Source organism: Aeromicrobium massiliense JC14 (genome assembly GCF_000312105.1).
Taxonomy (GTDB): Bacteria; Actinomycetota; Actinomycetes; order Propionibacteriales; family Nocardioidaceae; genus Aeromicrobium; species Aeromicrobium massiliense.
Genome location: NZ_HE978636.1, coordinates 923103 through 944470 on the forward strand (window position 1 = coordinate 923103; position 21368 = coordinate 944470).

The 21368-nt window shown below is 73.0% G+C and carries 18 protein-coding genes; 12 read left to right on the plus strand and 6 right to left on the minus strand.

Features of this window, described 5'->3' with window-relative positions:
- Nucleotides 1-5: 5 nt before the first annotated feature.
- On the plus strand, nucleotides 6-1472 hold the full coding sequence (locus tag HGAM_RS04745; RefSeq protein ID WP_019144330.1) for an MFS transporter: 1467 nt from the start codon (nucleotides 6-8) through the stop codon (nucleotides 1470-1472).
- A 107-nt stretch (nucleotides 1473-1579) separates the two neighbouring features.
- On the opposite strand, the gene HGAM_RS04750 is transcribed toward HGAM_RS04745, so the two are convergent.
- Nucleotides 1580-2083, minus strand: coding sequence for a hypothetical protein (locus HGAM_RS04750; RefSeq protein ID WP_019144331.1), 504 nt, complete (start codon nucleotides 2081-2083; stop codon nucleotides 1580-1582).
- A 99-nt stretch (nucleotides 2084-2182) separates the two neighbouring features.
- Between HGAM_RS04750 and HGAM_RS04755 the strand changes: the two genes are divergently transcribed.
- The 3 genes from HGAM_RS04755 to HGAM_RS04765 are packed head-to-tail and all read left to right on the plus strand — an operon-like array spanning nucleotide 2183 to nucleotide 3590.
- Nucleotides 2183-2548 carry an ArsR/SmtB family transcription factor gene (locus HGAM_RS04755; RefSeq protein WP_019144332.1) on the plus strand — a complete coding sequence of 122 codons (366 nt, stop codon included), beginning with the start codon at nucleotides 2183-2185 and terminating at the stop codon, nucleotides 2546-2548.
- Nucleotides 2545-3033, plus strand: a complete 489-nt coding sequence (locus HGAM_RS04760; protein ID WP_019144333.1) for an SRPBCC family protein — start codon at nucleotides 2545-2547, stop codon at nucleotides 3031-3033. The genes HGAM_RS04755 and HGAM_RS04760 overlap by 4 nt, the downstream gene beginning before the upstream one ends.
- Entirely contained in the window at nucleotides 3030-3590 is a 561-nt protein-coding gene (locus HGAM_RS04765) for a DinB family protein (RefSeq protein ID WP_019144334.1), read from the plus strand. Before HGAM_RS04760 ends, HGAM_RS04765 begins: the two co-directional genes overlap by 4 nt.
- A gap of 9 nt (nucleotides 3591-3599) precedes the next feature.
- Here HGAM_RS04765 and HGAM_RS04770 read toward each other — a convergent pair whose 3' ends face one another.
- Together HGAM_RS04770 and HGAM_RS04775 are read right to left on the minus strand one after the other, a co-directional pair.
- Complete coding sequence (locus tag HGAM_RS04770) at nucleotides 3600-4367, minus strand: thioesterase family protein (protein ID WP_019144335.1); 768 nt, start codon at nucleotides 4365-4367, stop codon at nucleotides 3600-3602.
- Nucleotides 4368-4383: 16 nt separating this feature from the next.
- Nucleotides 4384-4998 (minus strand): hypothetical protein, encoded by a 615-nt coding sequence (locus HGAM_RS04775; RefSeq protein WP_019144336.1) that lies wholly within the window; start codon nucleotides 4996-4998, stop codon nucleotides 4384-4386.
- A gap of 164 nt (nucleotides 4999-5162) precedes the next feature.
- Between HGAM_RS04775 and dnaK the strand changes: the two genes are divergently transcribed.
- The 5 genes from dnaK to HGAM_RS04800 all read left to right on the plus strand — a co-directional run bounded on the left by dnaK (nucleotide 5163) and on the right by HGAM_RS04800 (nucleotide 9707).
- Entirely contained in the window at nucleotides 5163-7010 is a 1848-nt protein-coding gene (gene dnaK / locus HGAM_RS04780; protein ID WP_019144337.1) for a molecular chaperone DnaK, read from the plus strand.
- Complete coding sequence (gene grpE / locus HGAM_RS17760; RefSeq protein WP_019144338.1) at nucleotides 7007-7606, plus strand: nucleotide exchange factor GrpE; 600 nt, start codon at nucleotides 7007-7009, stop codon at nucleotides 7604-7606. The genes dnaK and grpE overlap by 4 nt, the downstream gene beginning before the upstream one ends.
- 14 nt (nucleotides 7607-7620) lie before the next feature.
- Nucleotides 7621-8742 carry a molecular chaperone DnaJ gene (dnaJ, locus tag HGAM_RS04790; protein WP_019144339.1) on the plus strand — a complete coding sequence of 374 codons (1122 nt, stop codon included), beginning with the start codon at nucleotides 7621-7623 and terminating at the stop codon, nucleotides 8740-8742.
- Nucleotides 8742-9119, plus strand: coding sequence for a heat shock protein transcriptional repressor HspR (locus tag HGAM_RS04795; protein WP_019144340.1), 378 nt, complete (start codon nucleotides 8742-8744; stop codon nucleotides 9117-9119). The genes dnaJ and HGAM_RS04795 overlap by 1 nt, the downstream gene beginning before the upstream one ends.
- 198 nt (nucleotides 9120-9317) lie before the next feature.
- On the plus strand, nucleotides 9318-9707 hold the full coding sequence (locus HGAM_RS04800) for a hypothetical protein (RefSeq protein WP_019144341.1): 390 nt from the start codon (nucleotides 9318-9320) through the stop codon (nucleotides 9705-9707).
- Between the two features lies 1 nt (nucleotide 9708).
- On the opposite strand, the gene HGAM_RS04805 is transcribed toward HGAM_RS04800, so the two are convergent.
- Together HGAM_RS04805 and HGAM_RS04810 are read right to left on the minus strand one after the other, a co-directional pair.
- Entirely contained in the window at nucleotides 9709-10146 is a 438-nt protein-coding gene (locus tag HGAM_RS04805) for a hypothetical protein (RefSeq protein ID WP_019144342.1), read from the minus strand.
- A gap of 54 nt (nucleotides 10147-10200) precedes the next feature.
- Nucleotides 10201-11097: a LysR substrate-binding domain-containing protein gene (locus tag HGAM_RS04810; RefSeq protein WP_019144343.1), complete on the minus strand. Its 897-nt coding sequence runs from the start codon at nucleotides 11095-11097 to the stop codon at nucleotides 10201-10203.
- Between the two features lie 105 nt (nucleotides 11098-11202).
- On the opposite strand from HGAM_RS04810, the gene HGAM_RS04815 reads away from it, so the two are divergent.
- The 3 genes from HGAM_RS04815 to HGAM_RS04825 all read left to right on the plus strand — a co-directional run bounded on the left by HGAM_RS04815 (nucleotide 11203) and on the right by HGAM_RS04825 (nucleotide 19738).
- Entirely contained in the window at nucleotides 11203-14634 is a 3432-nt protein-coding gene (locus HGAM_RS04815; protein WP_019144344.1) for a bifunctional proline dehydrogenase/L-glutamate gamma-semialdehyde dehydrogenase, read from the plus strand.
- A gap of 115 nt (nucleotides 14635-14749) precedes the next feature.
- On the plus strand, nucleotides 14750-18154 hold the full coding sequence (locus HGAM_RS04820) for a pyruvate carboxylase (RefSeq protein ID WP_019144345.1): 3405 nt from the start codon (nucleotides 14750-14752) through the stop codon (nucleotides 18152-18154).
- Between the two features lie 132 nt (nucleotides 18155-18286).
- On the plus strand, nucleotides 18287-19738 hold the full coding sequence (locus HGAM_RS04825; RefSeq protein WP_038951563.1) for a diguanylate cyclase domain-containing protein: 1452 nt from the start codon (nucleotides 18287-18289) through the stop codon (nucleotides 19736-19738).
- A gap of 74 nt (nucleotides 19739-19812) precedes the next feature.
- Here HGAM_RS04825 and HGAM_RS04830 read toward each other — a convergent pair whose 3' ends face one another.
- Nucleotides 19813-21348: an AMP-binding protein gene (locus tag HGAM_RS04830; RefSeq protein ID WP_019144346.1), complete on the minus strand. Its 1536-nt coding sequence runs from the start codon at nucleotides 21346-21348 to the stop codon at nucleotides 19813-19815.
- Nucleotides 21349-21368 lie beyond the last annotated feature (20 nt).

Here is a 21368-nt window from a genome sequence, read left to right on the forward strand (position 1 = left end):
GACGCATGACCTCGCAGGCCGACGACAAGAAGAAGGGCGCCGAGCTCGGGCGCATCACCACCGACGTGCCGGCCCGCATGGACCGGCTGCCCTGGGCCCGCTGGCACTGGCTGATCATCATCGGCCTGGGGACGGTGTGGATCCTCGACGGGCTCGAGGTCACCATCGTCGGCAACCTGTCGAACGTCCTGAAGTCCGACGACGGCCTGGGTCTCTCGAGCTCCGACATCGGCCTGGCCGGTGCGGTCTACGTGACGGGCTCCTGCCTGGGCGCCTTGTTCTTCGGCCAGCTGACCGACCGGTTCGGCCGCAAGAAGCTGTTCATCGTCACGCTGGTGGTCTACCTGGTCGGCACCGTCCTGACCGCGTTCTCGATGAACTTCGCCTGGTACCTGGCCTGCCGCTTCCTCACCGGCGCCGGCATCGGCGGCGAGTACGCCGCGATCAACTCGGCCATCGACGAGCTCATCCCGGCGCGCTACCGCGGCCGCATCGACATCGCGATCAACGGCTCGTACTGGCTCGGTGCCGCCGGCGGCGCGCTGCTGACCATCCCGCTGACCGACCCCAACATCATCGACGCCGGCCTCGGCTGGCGGCTCGCCTTCGCGCTGGGCGCGTTCCTCGGCCTGGCGGTGCTGTGGGTGCGGCGCAACGTGCCGGAGAGCCCGCGCTGGCTGTTCATCCACGGCCGTGAGGACGAGGCCGAGCGCATCGTCCGCGACATCGAGCACACCATCGAGCACGAGGATCACCTGACGCTCGACCCGGTCGACGAGACGATCACCATCCGTCAGCGCCGCACCATCAGCGTCGCCGAGATCGCCCGCACGGTCTTCACGCTTTACCCCAAGCGCACGGTGCTGTGCCTCTCGCTGTTCGCCGGGCAGGCGTTCCTCTACAACGCGTTCTTCTTCACCTACGCCGACACGCTCTCGACCTTCCTGGACGTGAAGCAGACCGGCTACTACGTGGCCGCGTTCGCGCTGAGCAACTTCGTCGGCGCCCTGGCGCTCGGCCCGCTGTTCGACAAGGTCGGCCGGATCCCGATGATCTCGGGCACCTACATCGCGTCCGGCCTGCTGCTGGGAGTCGCCGGGCTGCTGCTGGGTGACCTCACCGCGGTCACGCTCACGATCTTCGGCATGGTCATCTTCTTCATCGCCTCGGCGGGTGCCAGCTCGGCGTACCTGACCGCCAGCGAGGTCTTCCCCATGGAGACGCGGGCGCTGTGCATCGCGTTCTTCTACGCGGTCGGCACGGCGCTCGGCGGCATCGCCGGCCCGCTGCTGTTCGGCCGCCTGATCGACGCGGCGAGCGAGAGCGGCGACATCACCGGCATCGCGCCGGGCTACTTCATCGGCGCCGCGCTCATGGTCGCGGCCGGGATCGTGGCGATCTTCCTGGGCGTCCGCGCCGAGGGCCAGTCGCTGGAGAACATCGCCAAGCCGCTGACCGCCGAGGACGCCTGACCCTGACCCGAGCCCCGCGCTGCCGCGATTCGGACGCAAAGGCACCACGTTCCCCGTGAGCGTGGTGCCTTTGCGTCCACATCTCGGGGGAGCGGCGCGGACGAGGCCTAGGAGTCGTGGCCGCCCTGCAACCAGGCGCGCTGCATGGCGACGTTGAGCGCGGCGACGACCGAGGCGACCTGCTCGGCCACGAAGCCGTTGAGCCGGTCGCGCAGCGAGTCGACCGGCTGCGGGTGGACGTCGCGCACGTCGATCGGCAGCGAGCGGTCGGTGCCCTCGCGCAGGAGCAGCAGGTCGCTGACGTCGGCGCCGCCGAGCGCCGGCCACACGGTCACCCACACCTCGGCGTGCGCCGGACGGGACGAGCGGGAGCGGGCCAGCACGTGCGTGGTGATCGCGCCCGCGGCCGGACGCCGGTAGCCCGGCGGGGGCGAGAGCCGCGGCGCGCGGTCGGTGCCGACCTCGATGTCGAACTCGTGCGCCAGTCGGCGACCGATCTGGGCGACGGCGGTGTCGGTCACGAGGGCCTGCAGGCGCTCGGCCGCGGCGTCGAGCTGCTCGTAGGTCAGCCCACCGCGTCCGGCCAGCAGTGCGTCGAAGCCGTCGGTCACGAGGTCAGTATCGTCACGCCGCACCTTTCTCAACCAACTGGTTGACGACCGGCGCGGACGCGCGTAGGTTCGTTGTCAACCAATCAGTTGAGGAATGACATGACGGACCAGCTCTCCCAGGTGTTCGCGGCTCTCGCGGACCCCACCCGCCGCGACATGGTCGCCCGGCTCGCCGACGGCGACGCCACGGTCGGCCGGCTGGCGGAGCCGTACGACGTCAGCGTCCAGGCGGTCTCCAAGCACCTCAAGGTGCTGGAGGACGCCGGCCTGGTGTCGCGCGGCCGGAAGGCGCAGACCCGTCCGGTCCACCTCGAGGCGGACGTGCTCGACCTCATGACCGCATGGATCGAGCGCTACCGCCGCCGGGCCGAGGAGCGCTACGCGCGCCTCGACGCGGTGCTCGCCGAGATGGACGCCACCGATCAGCAGGAGAACCCACCCCAGAAGCAGAAGGACGCATCATGACCACCACCCGCACCGAGGCGACGATCGAGGCCGACCCGACGCTGCCGCTCATCCGCATCACCCGTGACTTCGACGCCACGCCCGCGCAGCTGCTGCGCGCGCACACCGACCCCGAGCTGTACGCGCGCTGGGTCGGGCCGAACGGCATCGAGACCCGCATCGACCACTGGGACGCCCGCCCGGGCGGCAGCTGGCGCTTCGTGAACGTCCACGACGGCCAGGAGTACGGCTTCCGCGGCTGCTTCCACGACGTGCGCGAGGACCGGATCGTCCAGACCTTCACCTGGGAGGGCATGCCCGACGACGTCTCGCTGGAGACGCTGCGCTTCGAGGACCTCGGCGACGGACGCACCCGGCTGCACGCGCAGTCGCTGGTCGAAAGCATCGAGGGACGCGACGCGTGGCTGCGCAGCGGCATGGAGGTCGGTGTCAACGACGGCTACGCCAAGCTCGACGCCCTGCTGGCCGACGGGCAGGTGGCGTGACCACCCCGAGCGAGTGGCACCGCGTGGTCGCCGAGTCGTTCGGCGACCGGGTCCGGGGCGTCCGTGACTGGGACGCCCCGGCCCCGGTCGACGGCTGGGTGGCGTGCGACGTCGTCGACCACCTGGTGACCTGGCTGCCGGGGTTCCTGTCGGCCGGCGGGGTCGAGCTCGGCCCCGTGCCGCCGGTCGCGGACGACCCGGTGGCCGCGTGGCAGGCGCACGCGGACCACGTCCAGGTGCTGCTCGAGTCGCTGCGGGCGGAGCAGGACTTCACCCATCCGCACGCCGGCACCCGGCCGCTCGGGAAGGTCGTCGAGGACTTCTACGTCGCCGACGTCTTCATGCACACCTGGGACCTGGCTCGGGCCAGCGGCCAGGCCGACCTGCTGGACCCGGAGTACTGCGCCGCGCTGCTGCGCGGCATGCAGCCGATCGAGGACGTGATGCGGTCCTCGGGCCAGTACGGCCCCGCCGTCGCGGTGCCCGAGGACGCGCCCGTGCAGCACCGGCTGCTCGGCTTCATCGGCCGCGACCCCGCCTGGCGCCGGCCCCGCTGAGCCGGCGGCTCAGGGCCGCACGGTCAGCGACTGGGTGGAGGTGCCGAGCGGGCCAGCCTCGTCGTGCAGCACGCTCGTCGTCACGCCCAGGCCGACGGGACCGAACGAGACGCGCGTGTCCAGCCCCAGCCAGGCGCCTCGGGGCGCGCGCAGCAGGTGGGCGGTGAGGTCGACGTTGGGGAACGCGACCTCCCGCGGAGCGCGGCGCACCGTCATGCCGTTGGCGATGTCGAGCAGGCCGGCGAGCCGGGCGGTGTCGCTGACCGGCTCGCCGGCCAGCAGCGGCACGTCGGTGCGCACCCAGACCTGCGCGCGGCCCGGCTCGTGCTGACGGCGGCGCACCTGGGCCGACGCGATGAACCCGCCTGGCCAGACCGCCGACGCGTCCCACGGCTCGAGCGCCTCGGGCGGGTCGATCGGCTCCAGTGCCGTGCCCTCGACGGCGGCCGTGTCGCCCGGCTGCAGCAGCCAGGCGCGCAGCCGCACGGCGTCGCGTCCGCCCTGCGACACCGTGGCCTCGACGAGCTCGATCGTCCGGCCGGGCCGGACGACCTCGACCCGGGCGTCCATCTCGGCGATCGGCATCGTGCCGAGGATGTCGAAGGACAGTCGCGACACGACCAGCCCGTCGTCGCGGCGGGCGTCGCGGTGCCGCTCGACCAGGTGCGTGAGCAGTCCCAGGGTGGGGGCCACGTGCTGCTCGTCGACGCGCCAGGCGCCGCCGGTGTGCTCGGTCGCGCGGAACGTCCGCTCACCGAGGCGCTCGAAGTAGCTCATCGGATCGGGCGGCCGGTCAGCTCCAGGACCAGGTGCTCATGACGCTCTCGGCCAGCTCGGCCTGCGCGTCCGGCGTGGCGGAGGCCGGGAACGAGAACGTCACGACCCAGCCCTTGTCGTCGTTCGCCAGGAAGTACTGGCGGGTGCGGTAGGTGACCGCGTTCTGCGAGGCCTCGGCCGAGATGACGCCGGCCTCCTCGCCCTCGACCGTGAACGGCTCGAGCTCCTGGACCTGCTTGAAGCCCATGTTCTCCAGCTGCTTCGCGGTGGCCGGCACGACCTCGTCCATCGAGCGGCTCTCGAACGCCGGCTCGGGCAGCACGTTGACGTTCGTGGTGAAGCCGTCCTGCGCCTGCGTGGCCGCGTACGCGACCTCCGGGTCGTAGCCGGGGATCTGGTCGGTCACGTCGCGCCAGCCCTCGGGCGCGTTGAACGAGAACGCGTCCGTCTCGGCCTTCTCGCCGGTCGCGGGGTCGACAGCCGGCGCGGACGGGCTGGCCGAGGACGAGGAGGAGCTCTCCGAGCCGGAGCCCGCTCCCTTGTCGTCCCCGTCGTCCCCGCTGCAGGCGGTGAGGACGGCCAGTGCGGCGACCGAGACGAGGGCGGAACGGGTGCGGGTCAGGGGAGTCATGCGAGCACCGTATTGGTCGGCGGACGGCCCCGCCCGACGAGGTGCGCGACCCGGGAATGAACTCGGTGTGGAGCAAGTTGATAAAGTCAGACTCAAGTCAGTTGACGAGCATCTCGGCAACGACACACAGACCTAGCACCACCCGATCCGCAGGAGGAAACACCATGGCACGTGCCGTCGGAATCGACCTGGGTACGACCAACTCGGTCGTCGCCGTGCTCGAGGGCGGCGAGCCCACCGTCATCGCCAACGCCGAGGGCGCTCGCACGACGCCGTCGGTCGTCGCCTTCGCGAAGGACGGCGAGGTCCTGGCCGGCGAGGTCGCCAAGCGCCAGGGCGTCACCAACAACGACCGGACCTTCCGCTCGGTCAAGCGCCACATGGGCAGCGACTGGAAGACCGAGGTGGACGGCAAGACGTTCACCCCGCAGCAGATCTCGGCCTTCGTGCTGCAGAAGCTCAAGCGCGACGCCGAGGCGTACCTGGGCGAGCCGGTCACCGACGCGGTCATCACCGTGCCGGCGTACTTCAACGACCACCAGCGTCAGGCGACGAAGGAGGCCGGCGAGATCGCGGGCCTGAACGTCAGCCGCATCATCAACGAGCCCACCGCCGCCGCGCTCGCGTACGGCCTGGACAAGGGCGAGACCGAGCAGACCATCCTGGTCTTCGACCTGGGCGGCGGCACGTTCGACGTCTCGCTGCTGGAGATCGGTGACGGCGTCATCGAGGTCAAGGCCACCAGTGGCGACAACCACCTCGGTGGCGACGACTGGGACAACGCGGTCACCGACTGGATCGTCAGCTCCTTCAAGTCCAAGACGGGCATCGACCTGACCAAGGACAAGATGGCGATGCCGCGCATCCGCGAGGCCGCCGAGCGCGCCAAGATCGAGCTCTCCAGCTCGTCCTCGACGTCGATCAACCTGCCGTACATCACGGTCGACGCCGACAAGAACCCGCTGTTCCTGGACGAGACGCTGACTCGCGCCGAGTTCGAGAAGATCACCGCGGACCTGCTCGAGCGCACCAAGGCGCCGTTCCACAACGTCATCAAGGACGCCGGCATCAAGGTGGCCGACATCGACCACGTGGTCATGGTCGGCGGCTCGACCCGCATGCCCGCCGTCTCCGAGCTGGTCAAGCAGCTCACCGGCGGACGCGAGCCCAACAAGGGCGTCAACCCCGACGAGGTCGTCGCCGTGGGCGCCAGCCTCCAGGCCGGCGTGCTCAAGGGCGAGGTCAAGGACGTCCTGCTGCTCGACGTCACCCCGCTGTCCCTCGGCATCGAGACCAAGGGCGGCATCATGACCAAGCTGATCGAGCGCAACACGACGATCCCGACGAAGCGCTCGGAGGTCTTCACGACCGCCGACGACAACCAGCCGTCGGTCGCGATCCAGGTGTACCAGGGCGAGCGCGAGATGGCCTCGGCCAACCAGCTGCTGGCCACGTTCGAGCTCACCGGCCTGCCGCCGGCGCCCCGCGGCGTCCCGCAGATCGAGGTCACGTTCGACATCGACGCCAACGGCATCGTGAACGTCTCGGCCAAGGACCGCGGCACCGGCAAGGAGCAGTCGATGACGATCACCGGCGGCTCGGCGCTGTCGAAGGACGACATCGACCGCATGGTCAAGGACGCCGAGCAGTACGCCGAGGAGGACCGCAAGCGTCGCGAGCAGGTCGAGGCCCGCAACCAGGCCGAGTCGCTGGCGCACTCGACGGAGAAGTTCCTCCACGAGAACGGCGACAAGGTGGCCGACGACGTCAAGGCCGAGGTGCAGTCCGACCTCGACGCCCTGCGCGAGGCGCTGAAGGGCGACGACGCCGACGCCGTCCAGGCCGCGTCGACGAAGCTGGCCGAGTCCAGCTCGAAGATGGGCCAGGCGATGTACGAGGCCGCCGCGCAGCAGGCCGAGGCCGAGGGCGCGACCGGTGGCGAGTCCACCGACGGTGACGACGACGTCGTCGAGGCCGAGATCGTCGACGAGGACGAGAAGGACACCAAGTGACGGACCCGGCCGACCAGGTCCCGATGGGGGAGGAGCCCGCGGTGGACGCCGCCGCGGACTCCGCCCCCCAGGGGACGGACGAGAACCCGGCTGGTGAGCAGGTCGACGAGACCGCCGACCTGCGCCGCCAGCTCGACGAGCGCACGGCCGACCTGCAGCGCCTGCAGGCCGAGTACGTGAACTACAAGCGCCGCGTCGACCGCGACCGCGAGCTCGTGCGGGCCCAGGGTGCCGAGAAGGTGCTCGGCTCGCTGCTCACGGTGCTGGACGACGTGGGCCGCGCCGGCGAGCACGGCGAGCTGACCGGCGGCTTCAAGGCCGTCGCCGACTCGCTGCAGCAGGCGCTCAAGGCCCACGGCCTGGAGTCGTTCGGGCAGGAGGGCGACGTGTTCGACCCCAACCTGCACGAGGCCGTGTTCCACGCCGGTGAGTCGGCCGAGGTCAGCGCCACCACGGTGCACTCGGTGATGCGCACCGGCTACAAGGTCGGCGAGCGCGTGCTGCGCCCGGCGACCGTGGGCGTGGTCGAGCCCGCCGAGGGTGCCAGCACGAACGAGGAGAGCGCGGCGTCCGCGGACGCCGCCGACGAGAGCTGAGGAGGTGACGCGCGATGAGCTCGTCTGACCACGGATCCAAGGACTTCTACAAGATCCTCGGGGTGTCCAAGGACGCGACGCAGGCCGACGTGAAGAAGGCCTACCGCCAGCTCGCGCGCGAGAACCACCCCGACTCGCACCCCGGCGACAAGGCCGCCGAGGAGCGCTTCAAGGACGTCTCGGAGGCCTACTCGGTCCTCTCGAACCCCGAGAAGCGCAAGGAGTACGACGAGCAGCGGACGCTGTTCAGCCAGTTCGGCGGCGGGGGAGCCGGGTTCCCGGGTGGCGCAGGGGTCGACTTCGACCTCGGCGACATCCTGGGTGGCTTCTTCGGCGGCGGGCGTGGCGCGCGGGGTGCCCGCACCCGGGCACCCCGCGCCCGCCGCGGCGACGACGTCGAGACCGAGGCGACCCTGACGTTCGAGCAGGCCGTCGAGGGCGCGACGCTGCCGCTGCGCACCGCCAGCGACGAGCCGTGCGGCACGTGCCACGGCACGGGCGCGCGTCCGGGCACCGTCCCGAAGGTGTGCCCGCGCTGCGAGGGCAGCGGCGTGCAGACCGGCGCGTCCGGCGGCGTCTTCGCCATGACCGAGACCTGCACCCAGTGCCAGGGTCGCGGGCTGGTGGTGGAGCACGCCTGCGACACCTGCCGCGGCTCCGGCCGGGCGCCGTCGGCTCGCACCATCACGGTGCGCGTGCCGGCCGGCGTCAAGGACGGCCAGCGCATCCGGCTCAAGGGCAAGGGCGGCAAGGGCGACAACGGCGGCCCGGACGGCGACCTGTTCCTGGTCGTCCACGTGACGCCGCACCCGGTGTTCGGGCGCAAGGGCGACCACCTGACGGTGACCGTCCCGGTCGCGTACGACGAGGCCGTCCTCGGGGCGCAGATCAGCGCGCCGACGCTCGACGGCTCGCGGGTGACGCTCAAGGTGCCGGCCGGCACCCCGTCCGGACGCACGTTCCGCGTCCGCGGCAAGGGCGTCGCCACCAGCAAGGCGACCGGCGACCTGCTGGTCACCGTGCAGGTGCAGGTGCCGACCGAGATCGGCGACGAGGAGCGCGCGGCCGTCGAGGCGCTGCGCGCGGCGCGGGGAGGACGTAGCCCGCGCGACGACGAGTTCGAGAAGGTGTCGTGATGGACGCATTCGTGCCTCCCGGACCGGAGGCGAAGGTCTTCGTGATCAGCGTGGCCGCCGAGCTGTCGGGGCTGCACCCGCAGACGCTGCGCACGTACGACCGGCTCGGCCTGGTCGAGCCGGCGCGCACGGGCGGCGGCGGGCGGCGCTACTCGCTGCTCGACATCGAGCTGCTCCGCGAGGTCGCCCGGCTGACGTCCGAGGGCGTCGGGCTCGAGGGCGTCAAGCGGGTCATCGAGCTGCGCAAGCAGGTGCAGTCGCTGGTCGAGCGGGTGGCCGAGCTCGAGGCCCAGGTCGCGGCGTCCCAGCAGGTGCGCAACCTGCCGGTGCCGTTCGGCGGCAGCCACGTCACCGTCTGGCGCCGCACCGGCCGCTGAGCCCGCCCATTCTGGCGGGCGGTGAGCAGGCAACCTCACCCCCGTCGGCGGCGGTGAGCTGGCAACCTCACCCCGTCGGCGGCGGTGAGCAGGCAACCGAATGAGCCTGCCTTTCGGTTGCTGACTCACCGCTCACGCTCGGCACCCACCTGGCCCGAACCGCGTCCCTCGGGGCGCGGTTCGTGCCATCGTGCGTCCATGACGACGTCCACCCGCCGCACGGTCGCGCTCGTCCTGGCCGTCCTGGCCCTGTTCGCGTCGGTCCCGGAGCTCTACCTGCTGTCGGACGTGCCGGGCGAGGCGTGGCACGAGGGACGACTCGCGGTGGTCAAGGGACTCAGCGCCGCGCTCGCCGTCGCTGCGCTCGTGATCGGTCGTACCGCTCGGACCATGCTGGCGCTCGGCGCGGCCGGGTCGGCGTTCTCCGGCTTCTGCTGGCTCGACCCGGAGGGCTGGTTCTTCGCCGGGGCGTTCGCCACCGCGGCCACGATGGTCGTCCTGCTCGTCGCGGTGCTCTGGATCGCGACGGTCCGGGCCGTCCCGCCCGAGGACCAGCTGCTCGACCTGCGCGGCCCGTTCCTGCGCTGAGTCAGGCGCGGCGGAAGAGGTAGATGCCGACCGTCTTGCCGGTGACGGCGATGCGCTGGCCGGTGGTGACGAACTTGTCGGTCGACTCCTGGCCGGTCTGCACGAACACGTAGCCGACGTGCTCCAGGCGCCAGCCGACCTGCTCGATCGCGCCCAGGACGCCGAGGTGGGCGTCGGTGCGGCGCTCGTCCGCGCGGGCCTCGCCGAACGTGGCGACGCCCTGGGTCTGCCCCACGTCCAGCTGGATCTCGAAGAACGCCTGGCCAGCCGCGTGCGCGGCCTGCGCACGCCCCAGCGGGCTGGCCGCGTGCTCGCGGGCCGCCTGCTCCTGCGCGAGCCGCGCCTGCTCGGCGGCCCGCGCCTGCTGCTGGGCGGCGGCGACGCGCTCGCGCTCGGCGCGCTCGGCGGCGCGCTCCTCCTCGGACTTGAACAGAGCCATGCCGAGCACCCTAGGGGCGGCGGACGAGCGGGCGGGCGGGAACGCTCGACGCGCTCAGCGCGACCGGGCCACCGCGTGCTCGAGCGCGGCCCGGCACGCGCGCAGGCCCGGACTCGCCGCCGAGCCGCGCCGGGCGGCGGTGAAGACCGTGCGCTGCGGGTCGCCGGGGAGTGGGTGCAGCGCGACCGGGGGCTCGTGCCGCAGCCACAGCAGGTCCGGCAGCAGCGCCACCGCGTTGCCGTTCTCGACCAGGCGCACGTGTGCCTGCAGGTCGGCCGTCTCGTAGCGGACGTCCGGCTCGAACCCGGCCACCCGACAGGCCTGCTCGGCGTGGTGGCGGGACGCGACGCCGCGCGGCTCCATCACCCAAGGAGCGTCTGCGGCGTCCTCGATGCGGCGCAGCCCGGCCCACGGTCCGGTGCGCGGCACCGCGAGCCGGATGGCGTCGCGGGTGAGCTCGACACGGTCCAGCTCGGGATGGTGCGGCGCGGCGTGCCCCGGGTACTGCTCGGCGATCACCAGGTCGAAGTCGCGCGCCCAGGTCTCGTGCAACGCCGACTCCGGCTCGCGCTGGGTCATCGAGACGCGCAGGCGGGGATGCTCCTGGGCCAGCTCGTCGAGCGCCTCGGGCATGAACGCGAGCGCCGCGGACTGGAACACCGCGATGCGCACCGACCCGGCCGCCTCCTCCAGCGAGGCGGCCAGGTCGGACTCGGCGAGCTCGAGCCGCTCGAGCACGGCCGCCGCGTGCTCGACCAGGATCTCGGCCTGCGGCGTGAGTCGGACGCGGCGGCCGGCCTTGATCAGCAGCGGCACGCCGACCTCGCGCTCGAGCAGGGAGAGCTGCTGCGAGACCGACGACGGGCTCTGGTGCAGGGCGGCGGCGACGTCACCGAGCGTGCCGCGCAGGGCGAGCTCGCGCAGCAGGCGCAGACGGCGGACGTCGATCACAATGATCCTTCGGGTTCGCTTCACGGTATCGGTCAGAAAAGATCGCTTTACCTTAACGGAGAACGCGTCCCAGACTGGTCCGGCCATCCCCATGAAGGAGCAGCCATGACCGCCCTGGACGCCATCACCCCCGCGCGCCCGCCGCTCGCCGCCGAGACCGTCGCGCTCGTCGAGCGCTGGCTCGCCGAGGCTGCCGACATCGCGCCCGACAAGGCGGCCCTCCGGCTGGCCGGCCTGCTCAAGGACCCTGCTGGGCTGCCCTTCACCGTGGGCTTCGTCGACGGCGTCGTCCGGCCCGACGACGTCCGCGTCGCCGCGCACCGCCTGCGCGAGCTGGCCCGCGACGTCCCGGCGTTCCTGCCCTGGCACCTGCGCGCGGCCGTGCGGCTCGGCGCCGTCACGAGCGCCGTCGCGCCGTGGTTCGTGGTGCCGCTGGCCCGGCGCGCGCTGCGCCGGATGGTCGCCCACCTGGTCGTGGACGCCCGGCCCAAGCCGCTCGGGCGCGCCATCGCCCGCATCCGTGGGGGCGGCGCCCGGCTGAACGTCAACCTGCTCGGCGAGGCGGTGCTCGGCCAGCACGAGGCCGACCGCCGGCTCGAGGGCACCCGCCAGCTGCTCGAGCGCGACGACGTCGACTACGTCTCGATCAAGGTGTCGTCCACCGTCGCCCCGCACCCCGCCTGGGCCTTCGACGAGGCCGTGGCCCACGTCGTCGACCGGCTGCGCCCCCTGTTCGAGCTGGCCGCAGCGGCGCCCGTGCCGAAGTTCATCAACCTCGACATGGAGGAGTACCACGACCTCGACCTGACGATGGCGGTCTTCATGACGCTGCTGGACGAGCCGGCGCTGCGCGGGCTCGAGGCCGGCATCGTGCTGCAGACCTACCTGCCGGACGCGCTCGGCGCGATGATCCGCCTGCAGGACTGGGCGGCCGAGCGCCGCGCGGCCGGCGGCGCCGCCGTCAAGGTGCGCGTCGTCAAGGGCGCGAACCTGCCGATGGAGCAGGTCGGCGCCCAGGTGCACGGCTGGCCGCTGGCCACGTGGGACACCAAGCTCGACTCCGACGTCAACTACAAGCGCGTCCTGTCGTGGGCGATGCACCCCGAGCGCATCGCGAACGTCCGGCTCGGCGTCGCCGGACACAACCTGTTCGACGTCGCCCACGCGTGGTTGCTGGCCGGCGAGCGCGGCGTCCGGGACGGCGTCGAGATCGAGATGCTGCTCGGCATGGCGCAGGGCCAGGCGGAGGTCGTCCGCCGCGAGGTCGGCGGGCTGCTGCTCTACACGCCGGTCGTGAAGCCGGCCGAGTTCGACGTGGCCATCGCCTACCTCGTCCGCCGGCTGGAGGAGGGTGCGAGCGCGGACAACTTCATGTCCGCCGTGTTCGACCTGCACGACGACCCGCGCCTGCTCGCCCGCGAGCGCGACCGCTTCCTGGCGTCGCTGGAGCGGGTGGACGACGTCGTGCCCGCCCCGCGCCGCACGCAGGACCGTCGTGAGCCCGCGGCCGCGGTGCCGGCCGCGTTCGACAACACCCCCGACTCCGACCCGTCGCTGCCCGGCAACCGCGTGTGGGCCCGTGAGCTGCTCGCCCGCGTGCCCGGCTCGACGCTGGGCGTGGACCTGGTCGAGCGGCACACCGTCCGCGACGCCGCCGCGCTCGAGGACGTCCTCGCGTCGGCCCACGCGGCCGGCGTCGCCTGGGGTGCCCGCTCGGGCGCCGAGCGCGCGGACGTCCTGCTGGCCGCGGCGCGCGTCCTGGAGGACCGGCGCGGCGAGCTGATCGAGGTCATGGCCTCCGAGGCGGGCAAGACGCTCGAGCAGGCCGACCCCGAGGTCTCCGAGGCGATCGACTTCGTCCGCTACTACAGCGAGCGGGCGCGCGAGCTCGACGACGTCGACGGCGCCGAGCACGTCCCGGTCGCCCTGACCGTGGTGACGCCGCCGTGGAACTTCCCGGTCGCGATCCCGTGCGGCTCGATGGTCGCCGCGCTCGCCGCCGGCTCGGCCGTCGTCGCCAAGCCGGCGCCGCAGGCGGCCCGCTGCGGCTCGGTCGTCGTGCAGGCTCTCTGGGACGCCGGCGTGCCGGCCGACCTGCTGCAGCTGGCCCACGTCGAGGAGGGCGAGCTCGGCCAGGCCCTGGTCGCCGACCCGCGGGTCGACCGGGTCATCCTGACCGGCGCGTACGCGACCGCCGAGCTGTTCCGCTCGTTCCGTCCCGACCTTCCGCTGCTGGCCGAGACGAGCGGCAAGAACGCCATCGTCGTGACCCCCAGCGCCGACCTCGACCTCGCGGTCAAGGACGTCGTCGCGTCCGCCTTCGGGCACGCCGGCCAGAAGTGCTCGGCCGCCTCGCTGGTGATCCTGGTCGGCGGCGTCGCCCGCTCGCGCCGGTTCCGCGCCCAGCTGGTCGACGCGGTCAGCTCGCTGAAGGTCGGCCTGCCCAGCGATCCCACCGCCACCGTCGGCCCGCTCATCGAGCCGGCGTCCGGCAAGCTGCTCGAGGCGCTGACGACGCTGCGCGACGGCGAGCGCTGGCTGGTCGAGCCGCGCCGCCTGGACGAGGAGGGCCGGCTCTGGACGCCGGGCGTCCTGGAGGGCGTGCAGCCCGGCTCGACGACCCACCGCGTCGAGTTCTTCGGCCCGGTGTTGGGCATCATGACGGCCGAGACGCTCGAGGAGGCGCTGGCCATCCAGAACGGCGTCGACTACGGACTGACCGCGGGCCTGCACTCGCTCGACCCGGCCGAGATCGGGCAGTGGCTCGAGGGCGTCCAGGCCGGCAACCTCTACGTCAACCGCGGCATCACCGGCGCCATCGTGCGCCGCCAGCCGTTCGGCGGCTGGAAGAAGTCCGCCGTCGGCACCGGCACCAAGGCGGGCGGCCCGCACTACCTCGTCGGCCTCTCGGACTGGCGTCCGCGACCGTCCACCTCGACCGCGGCGCCCAAGGGCGTCGCGTCCCGGCTGGTCGACGCGGCGGTGGCGGACGGCCTTCCCGCGGACGACATCGCCCGCGTGCAGCGCTCGTTCGCCAGCGACGCCGCTGTCTGGGACTCGCTCCTGGGCGTGCCGGTCGACCCGAGCGGGCTCACGGTCGAGCGCAACGTCCTGCGGCACGTGCCCGTCCCGGTGGCGGTCCGCGCGGGCGCCGGGGCCTCCGTGGCCGACGTCGTGCGGATCGTCGGCGCCGGGCTGGTCGCCGGGTCCGCGGTCGAGGTCTCGGTGGCCGACCCGCTGCCCGAGCACGTCACGGCCGCCCTGGCCGACGGCGGCGTCGAGGTGGCGGTCGAGCCGCTCGACGCGTGGCGCGAGCACCTCGCCCGGTGGGACGGCCCGTCGCGCCTGCGGGCGCTCGGCGACGAGCGTGGCGTGGTCGAGGCGGCCACCGGCGGCCGTCCGGACCTGGCGGTCCACGCCGGCCCGGTCACCGAGGCCGGACGCGTGGAGCTGCTGCCGTTCGTGCACGAGCAGGCGATCAGCATCACCGCCCACCGCTTCGGCACGCCCGACCACCTCACCGACGCGCTGCTCTGACCCCGTCCCACCCGTGGCCGCTTCCGGACGCCACGGGTGAGACGGCGGTCCGGCCCGCGGGACACGGCGGTAGGTTGTGGTCACCGACACGACCCCAGCCGGTGAGGACGTCCCTGTGTTCCAGAAGATCCTGGTGGCCAACCGCGGCGAGATCGCCATCCGTGCGTTCCGCGCCGCCCACGAGCTCGGCGCCCGCACGGTCGCCGTCTTCCCCTACGAGGACCGCGGGTCCGAGCACCGCGTCCGTGCCGACGAGGCGTACGAGATCGGCGAGCGCGGCCACCCCGTCCGCGCCTACCTCGACCCGCAGGCGATCGTCGCGGCCGCCCAGCGCGCCGGGGCCGACGCCGTCTACCCGGGCTACGGCTTCCTGTCGGAGAACCCCGAGCTCGCCGAGGCCTGCGCCGCGGCCGGCATCACGTTCATCGGCCCGCCCGCGGACGTCCTGCGCCTGACCGGCAACAAGGCCCGGGCCATCGCCGCCGCCAAGGCCGCCGGCGTCCCGGTGCTCGCCTCGGTCCCGCCGTCCGCGGACGTCGACGAGCTGCTCCGTGCCGCCGACGAGCTCAGCTTCCCGCTGTTCGTCAAGGCCGTCGCCGGCGGTGGCGGTCGCGGCATGCGCCGCGTCGACGACCCGGCGAAGCTGCGCGAGTCGATCGAGGCCGCGATGCGCGAGGCGGACGGCGCCTTCGGCGACCCGACCTGCTTCATCGAGGAGGCCGTCGTCGGCGCCCGGCACATCGAGGTGCAGGTGCTCGCCGACACCCAGGGCCACGTCGTGCACCTGCGCGAGCGCGACTGCTCGGTGCAGCGCCGCCACCAGAAGGTCGTCGAGATCGCTCCCGCGCCGTTCCTGGACGTCGAGACCCGCGAGGCCATGTGCGCCGACGCCGTCCGCTTCGCCCGGGAGATCGGCTACTCGTGCGCCGGCACCGTCGAGTTCCTGCTCGGCGCGGACGGCCGCTACGTCTTCATCGAGATGAACCCGCGCATCCAGGTCGAGCACACGGTGACCGAGGAGGTCACCAACGTCGACCTCGTCCAGGCCCAGATCATGGTCGCGTCGGGCATGGCGCTGTCGGACTTCGGCCTGGACGACCAGAGCCGCATCCGGGTGCGTGGCTACGCCCTGCAGTGCCGCATCACCACCGAGGACCCGGCCAACGGCTTCCGGCCCGACACCGGCACGATCACGACCTACCGCTCGCCCGGTGGACCGGGCGTGCGCCTGGACGGCGGCACGGTCTACACCGGCGCCTCGGTCAGCCCGCACTTCGACTCGATGCTCAGCAAGATGACCTGCCGCAACCGCGACTTCGGGTCCACGGTGCTGCGCGTGCGCCGCGCCCTGCGCGAGTTCACCGTGGGTGGCGTCTCCACCAACATCGGCTTCCTGCAGAGCCTGTTGGCCCACCCGGACTTCACCGCCGGGGCCATCACGACGTCGTTCATCGAGGACCACCCCGAGCTGCTCGAGACGCGCGGCGACCTCGACCCGGCCGAGAAGCTGCTCGCCTACCTCGCCGACGTGACGGTCAACCGGCCGCACGGCGAGGCGCCCGTGCAGCTCGACCCGGCCACCAAGCTGCCCGACCTCTCGGTCTGGGGACGCTCGCTGGACGAGGCGCCGCCGGCCGGCACCCGCCAGCAGCTGAGCGAGCTCGGCCCCGAGCGGTTCGCCGCCGCCTGGCGCGCCAGCGAGACCGTCGGCGTCACCGACACCACGTTCCGCGACGCCCACCAGTCGCTGCTCGCCACGCGCGTCCGCACCCGCGACCTGGTGCGGGTCGCGCCGCACGTCGCCCGCCTGACGCCGCAGCTGTTCAGCGTCGAGGCGTGGGGCGGTGCCACGTACGACGTCGCGCTGCGCTTCCTCAAGGAGGACCCGTGGGAGCGCCTGGCGCGCCTGCGCGAGGCGATGCCGAACGTCGCGATCCAGATGCTGCTGCGCGGCCGCAACACCGTCGGCTACACGCCGTACCCGACCGAGGTCACGACGGCGTTCGTCCAGGAGGCGGCCGACACCGGCATCGACGTCTTCCGCATCTTCGACGCGCTCAACGACGTCTCCCAGATGCGCCCGGCGATCGAGGCCGTCCGCGAGACCGGGACGACCGTCGCCGAGGTCGCGCTCTGCTACACCGGCGACCTGTCCGACCCGGTCGAGAAGCTCTACACGCTCGACTACTACCTGCGCCTGGCCGAGCAGATCGTCGACGCCGGCGCGCACGTGCTGGCGATCAAGGACATGGCCGGCCTGCTCCGCGCCCCCGCGGCCCGGACGCTCGTCACCGCGCTGCGCGAGCGCTTCGACCTGCCGCTGCACCTGCACACGCACGACACCCCCGGCGGCCAGCTGGCCACGATCGTCGCGGCGATCGACGCCGGCGTCGACATGGTGGACGCCGCGTCGGCCTCGCTGGCCGGCACCACCAGCCAGCCGCCGCTGTCGGCGCTCGTCGCCGCCACCGACCACTCGGCCCGCTCGACCGGACTCGACATCGACGCGGTCAACGCGCTCGAGCCGTACTGGGAGGCCGTGCGCCGGCTGTACGCCCCGTTCGAGTCGGGCCTGCCCGCGCCGACCGGCCGCGTCTACCGGCACGAGATCCCCGGCGGCCAGCTGTCGAACCTGCGCCAGCAGGCCATCGCGCTGGGCCTGGGCGAGAAGTTCGAGCAGATCGAGGACATGTACGCCGCGGCGAACGACATCCTCGGCAACGTCGTCAAGGTGACGCCGTCGAGCAAGGTGGTGGGCGACCTCGCCCTGCACCTGGTCGCCGTCGGGGCCGACCCGCAGGCGTTCGCCGACGACCCGGCCTCGTTCGACATCCCCGACTCGGTCATCGGCTTCCTGTCCGGCGAGCTCGGCGACCCGCCCGGCGGCTGGCCCGAGCCGTTCCGCACCAAGGCGCTGCAGGGACGCACCGCGGCCCCGCGGGTCGAGGAGGTCGCCGACGACGACCTGCGCGCGCTCGCCGAGCCCGGCGCCACGCGCCGCCGCACGCTCAACCGCCTGCTCTTCCCCGGGCCCACGTCGGACTTCGAGCACGCGCTGGCCGAGCACGGCGACCTGTCGCTGCTGCCGACGGACGCGTTCTGGTACGGCCTGCGGTCGGGCCACGAGGTCGAGGTCGAGATCGACGAGGGCCGCCTGCACCTGTTCGACGTCGAGGCCGTGGGCCCCGCGGACGAGAAGGGCATGCGCACCGTCCTGGGCACCGTGAACGGGCAGCTGCGCCCGACGCAGGTGCGCGACCGCTCGGTCGAGTCGCAGGTGGCCGCGTCCGAGAAGGCCGATCCGCAGGACCCCAGCCACGTCGCCGTCCCCTTCGCCGGCGCCGTCCACGCGCTGGTCGCCGAGGGCGACACCGTCGAGGCCGGACAGACGCTCGCCACGATCGAGGCGATGAAGATGGAGGCCGGCATCACCGCGCCGCGCGCCGGACGCGTGGCCCGCCTGGCGGTGCGCGAGACGCGGCAGGCCGAGGGCGGCGACCTGCTGCTCGTCCTGGAGTGAGCGCCTCGTCCGTCCGGGTCATGCGCGGCATGGCCCGGACGGGCCATTTCCGGACTCCGGACTGGATCGGCCGGGCGGGCCGCCGATCACCGGTACTACCGTGACGTCGTCACGGATGACGGGGGTCGGGCAATGACGCGGAGCACGGAGGCGGCGATCCAGCGATCGCGCGTCGAGCAGCTGCTGGAGGTGACCCGCGAGATCGTCGCGGGCTCGGACCTCCCCGTGGTGCTCGCGTCCATCGCCCGCGCCATCCGCACCGTCGTCGGGTTCGACGCCGTCGCGATCGCCCTCACCGACGCTGCGGACGACCTCGAGGTCGTGGTCGTGGAGGGCCCGGACGAGCTGCGCCGGCACATGCTCGGTCGGGTCGGACCGCGCGCCGAGTACGACGCGCTCATGGACTCCTGCGAGGCGCGCGGACGCCTGCTGTTCCTCGTCGGCGGCGACGACCCCGAGGTCGGCCTGCCGACCTGGCGCTCCGACGACGAGGGCTGGTACGCCCGCCGCGCCGACGACCCGCACGCCTGGGGCGTCGACGACGGCCTCTACGCGCCGCTGCGCGACGGCGACGGCGTCCTGATCGGCCTGGTCAGCGTCGACCTGCCGGTCTCCGGCCGTGCCCCGGACGACGAGCAGTGCGCGATGCTCGAGCTGCTGGCCCGTCAGGCCGAGCAGAGCATCGAGGCGCACCGGCGGCTGGCCAAGACCGAGCACAACGAGCGCATCTTCCGCCGCGCGTTCGACTCCTCGCCGTCGCCCGAGGCGGTCGTCGACCCGGCGCAGCGGCTCACCTACGTGAACCGGCGCTTCGTCCGCGAGCTCGGCGAGGTCGCCGACGTCGCGAGCCTGGCCGCGCTGCTCACCCCGGCGGAGGGCGAGCGGTGCGTCTCCGAGGTCGTGGCCGAGCTGCTCGCCGAGGGAGCGGAGCGGACGAGCGGTCGGCTCGTCGCCTTCCGCGAGCGTCCCGACGGGGCCCGGGTCTGGTACCAGGTGCGCGTCCACGCGGTGCTCGACCAGGCCGGACGCGCCTACCGGGCGATCTGCTCCTTCGCCGACATCACCGCCGAGCGCGAGACCCAGGCCTGGCACGAGCGCGCGGCGGCCCACGACCCGCTCACCGGACTGCTCAACCGCCGCGGCGGCGCCCACGCCGTGGCCGAGCTGCTCACCCGCGCCGACGAGGGCGTGCTGGGCGTGCTCGCCTGCGACCTGGACGGCTTCAAGGCGCTCAACGACGAGTACGGCCACGGCTTCGGCGACGACGTGCTGGTCGCCCTGGCCCCGCGGCTGCGCGCCGTGGCCGGCGACGACGCCGTGGTGATGCGCCAGGGCGGCGACGAGTTCGCGGTGCTGGCCCTGCTGCCCGACGAGGACGGGGTCGCGGCCCTCGCCGACCGTATGGTGTCGGCGTTCGCCGACCCGGTGCGGGTCGGCTCGGTCGCGGCCGAGCTCGGCGTCAGCGTGGGGGCCACGTCGGCGCCCGTGCACGCCCGCCCGACCGTGAGCGAGCTGCTCGACACGGCCGACGCGGCCCTGCTGCGCGCCAAGCGGGCGGGCAAGGCCCGCTTCGAGCTCGCCTGACGGGCCTCGACCGGCTCGGCCAGCGGGAGCGGCCCCGCTCGCCCCGCTCCCCGAGCCTGTCGAGGGGACGCCGCTCAGTGGACCTGGCGCTCGTGGCCCTCCCAGAACGGCTGGCGCAGCTTGAACTTCTGCAGCTTGCCGGTGGCCGTGCGCTCCAGGGCGTCGCGCAGCTCGATGCGCTTGGGGCACTTGTAGCCGGCCAGGTGCTGGCGGGTGTGGGCGATGAGGGCGGCGTCGTCGACCGGTTCGGCGTCGGGGTCGAGCACGACGAGCGCGGTCACCAGCTCGCCCCACTTCTCGTCGGGGATGCCGATGACGGCGACCTCCTGCACCGACGGGTGGAGCATGAGCGCGTCCTCGACCTCGATCGACGAGACGTTCTCGCCGCCGGTGATGATGACGTCCTTCTTGCGGTCGGCGATCGTCAGGTAGCCGTCCTCGAACGTGCCGCCGTCGCCGGTGTGGAACCAGCCGCCGGCCTGAGCCTCGGCGGTCGCCTCCGGGTTCTCCCAGTACGCCTCCAGGTTGTGGTTGCTCTGTGCCAGCACCTCGCCGGAGTCATCGACCATGACCCGGACGCCGACAGCCGGCGCCCCCGCGCGTCCGAGCAGGCGGGCCTGGGCCATCGGCTCGAGGTCGTCCCACTCCTCGCGCATGCGGCTCATGGTGAGCAGCGGCGCGGTCTCGGTGAGGCCGTAGATCTGGATGAACTCCCAGCCCAGGTCGGCGCGGACCTGCTCGATCGTGCGCGTGGGCGGAGGCGCGCCGGCCACGACGATGCGCACGCGGTCGCGACCGGGGACCTCGCCGTCCCAGTCCTTGGCCGCGGCGAGCACGGACGCGACGACGGCCGGCGCCGCGCACAGGTAGGTGACGCCGTGCTGCTCGATGCGGCGCAGGATCTCGGCGCCGTCGATCTGCCGGATGACGACGTGCGTCACGCCCATGCCCGTGGCGCTGAACGGCTGGCCCCAGCCGTTGGCGTGGAACATCGGCAGGGTGTGCAGCAGGACGTCGCGGTCGTTCACGCCGAGCTGCCAGCCGAACACGGTCGCGTTGACCCACAGGTTGCGGTGCGTCATCTGCACGCCCTTGGGCCGCGCGGTGGTGCCGGACGTGTAGTTGATCGTCGCCGTCGCGGACTCGTCCGGCTCCCACGGGCGCGGCTCGGTGCTCGGGCCCCAGATGCGGTCGTCGTCCTCGCCGAGCACGAACACGTGCCGGGCGGTCACCCCCTCGTCGAGCAGGTGCCGCACCGCCGGGTCGACGAGCAGCACCTCGGCGCCGGAGTGCTCGACGATGTACTTCACCTCCGGCGCGGCCAGGCGGAAGTTCACGGGTACGAGCACGCGCCCCCAGCCCGAGACGCCGAAGAAGCTGGTGAGCAGCCGGGCGGAGTTGTGCGACACGACCGCGACCCGGCCGCCGACCGGCACTCCGAGCTCGTCCAGCGTCGCGGCCTGCCGCCGGGCCCGGCGGCCCATCTCGGCGTAGGTGATCTCGCCCCAGGAGTCGGCGGGCTGGTCGGGCTCGTCGACGACGGCCACGCGGTCGGGGTAGACGGTGGTGGCGCGGTCGAGGAAGTCGCGGACGGTGAACGGGAAGAACATGCTGCCTCCGGTCGGTGCGG

Coding starts and splice junctions, on each gene's coding strand:
- HGAM_RS04755 (WP_019144332.1), top strand. CDS start 2,183: ATGACGGACCAGCTCTCCCAGGTGTTCGCGGCTCTCGCGGACCCCACC.
- HGAM_RS04770 (WP_019144335.1), bottom strand. CDS start 4,367: ATGAGCTACTTCGAGCGCCTCGGTGAGCGGACGTTCCGCGCGACCGAG.
- HGAM_RS04815 (WP_019144344.1), top strand. CDS start 11,203: ATGACCGCCCTGGACGCCATCACCCCCGCGCGCCCGCCGCTCGCCGCC.
- HGAM_RS04775 (WP_019144336.1), bottom strand. CDS start 4,998: ATGACTCCCCTGACCCGCACCCGTTCCGCCCTCGTCTCGGTCGCCGCA.
- HGAM_RS04760 (WP_019144333.1), top strand. CDS start 2,545: ATGACCACCACCCGCACCGAGGCGACGATCGAGGCCGACCCGACGCTG.
- HGAM_RS04805 (WP_019144342.1), bottom strand. CDS start 10,146: ATGGCTCTGTTCAAGTCCGAGGAGGAGCGCGCCGCCGAGCGCGCCGAG.
- HGAM_RS04745 (WP_019144330.1), top strand. CDS start 6: ATGACCTCGCAGGCCGACGACAAGAAGAAGGGCGCCGAGCTCGGGCGC.
- HGAM_RS04830 (WP_019144346.1), bottom strand. CDS start 21,348: ATGTTCTTCCCGTTCACCGTCCGCGACTTCCTCGACCGCGCCACCACC.
- HGAM_RS04800 (WP_019144341.1), top strand. CDS start 9,318: ATGACGACGTCCACCCGCCGCACGGTCGCGCTCGTCCTGGCCGTCCTG.
- HGAM_RS04795 (WP_019144340.1), top strand. CDS start 8,742: ATGGACGCATTCGTGCCTCCCGGACCGGAGGCGAAGGTCTTCGTGATC.
- dnaK (WP_019144337.1), top strand. CDS start 5,163: ATGGCACGTGCCGTCGGAATCGACCTGGGTACGACCAACTCGGTCGTC.
- HGAM_RS04825 (WP_038951563.1), top strand. CDS start 18,287: ATGACGCGGAGCACGGAGGCGGCGATCCAGCGATCGCGCGTCGAGCAG.
- dnaJ (WP_019144339.1), top strand. CDS start 7,621: ATGAGCTCGTCTGACCACGGATCCAAGGACTTCTACAAGATCCTCGGG.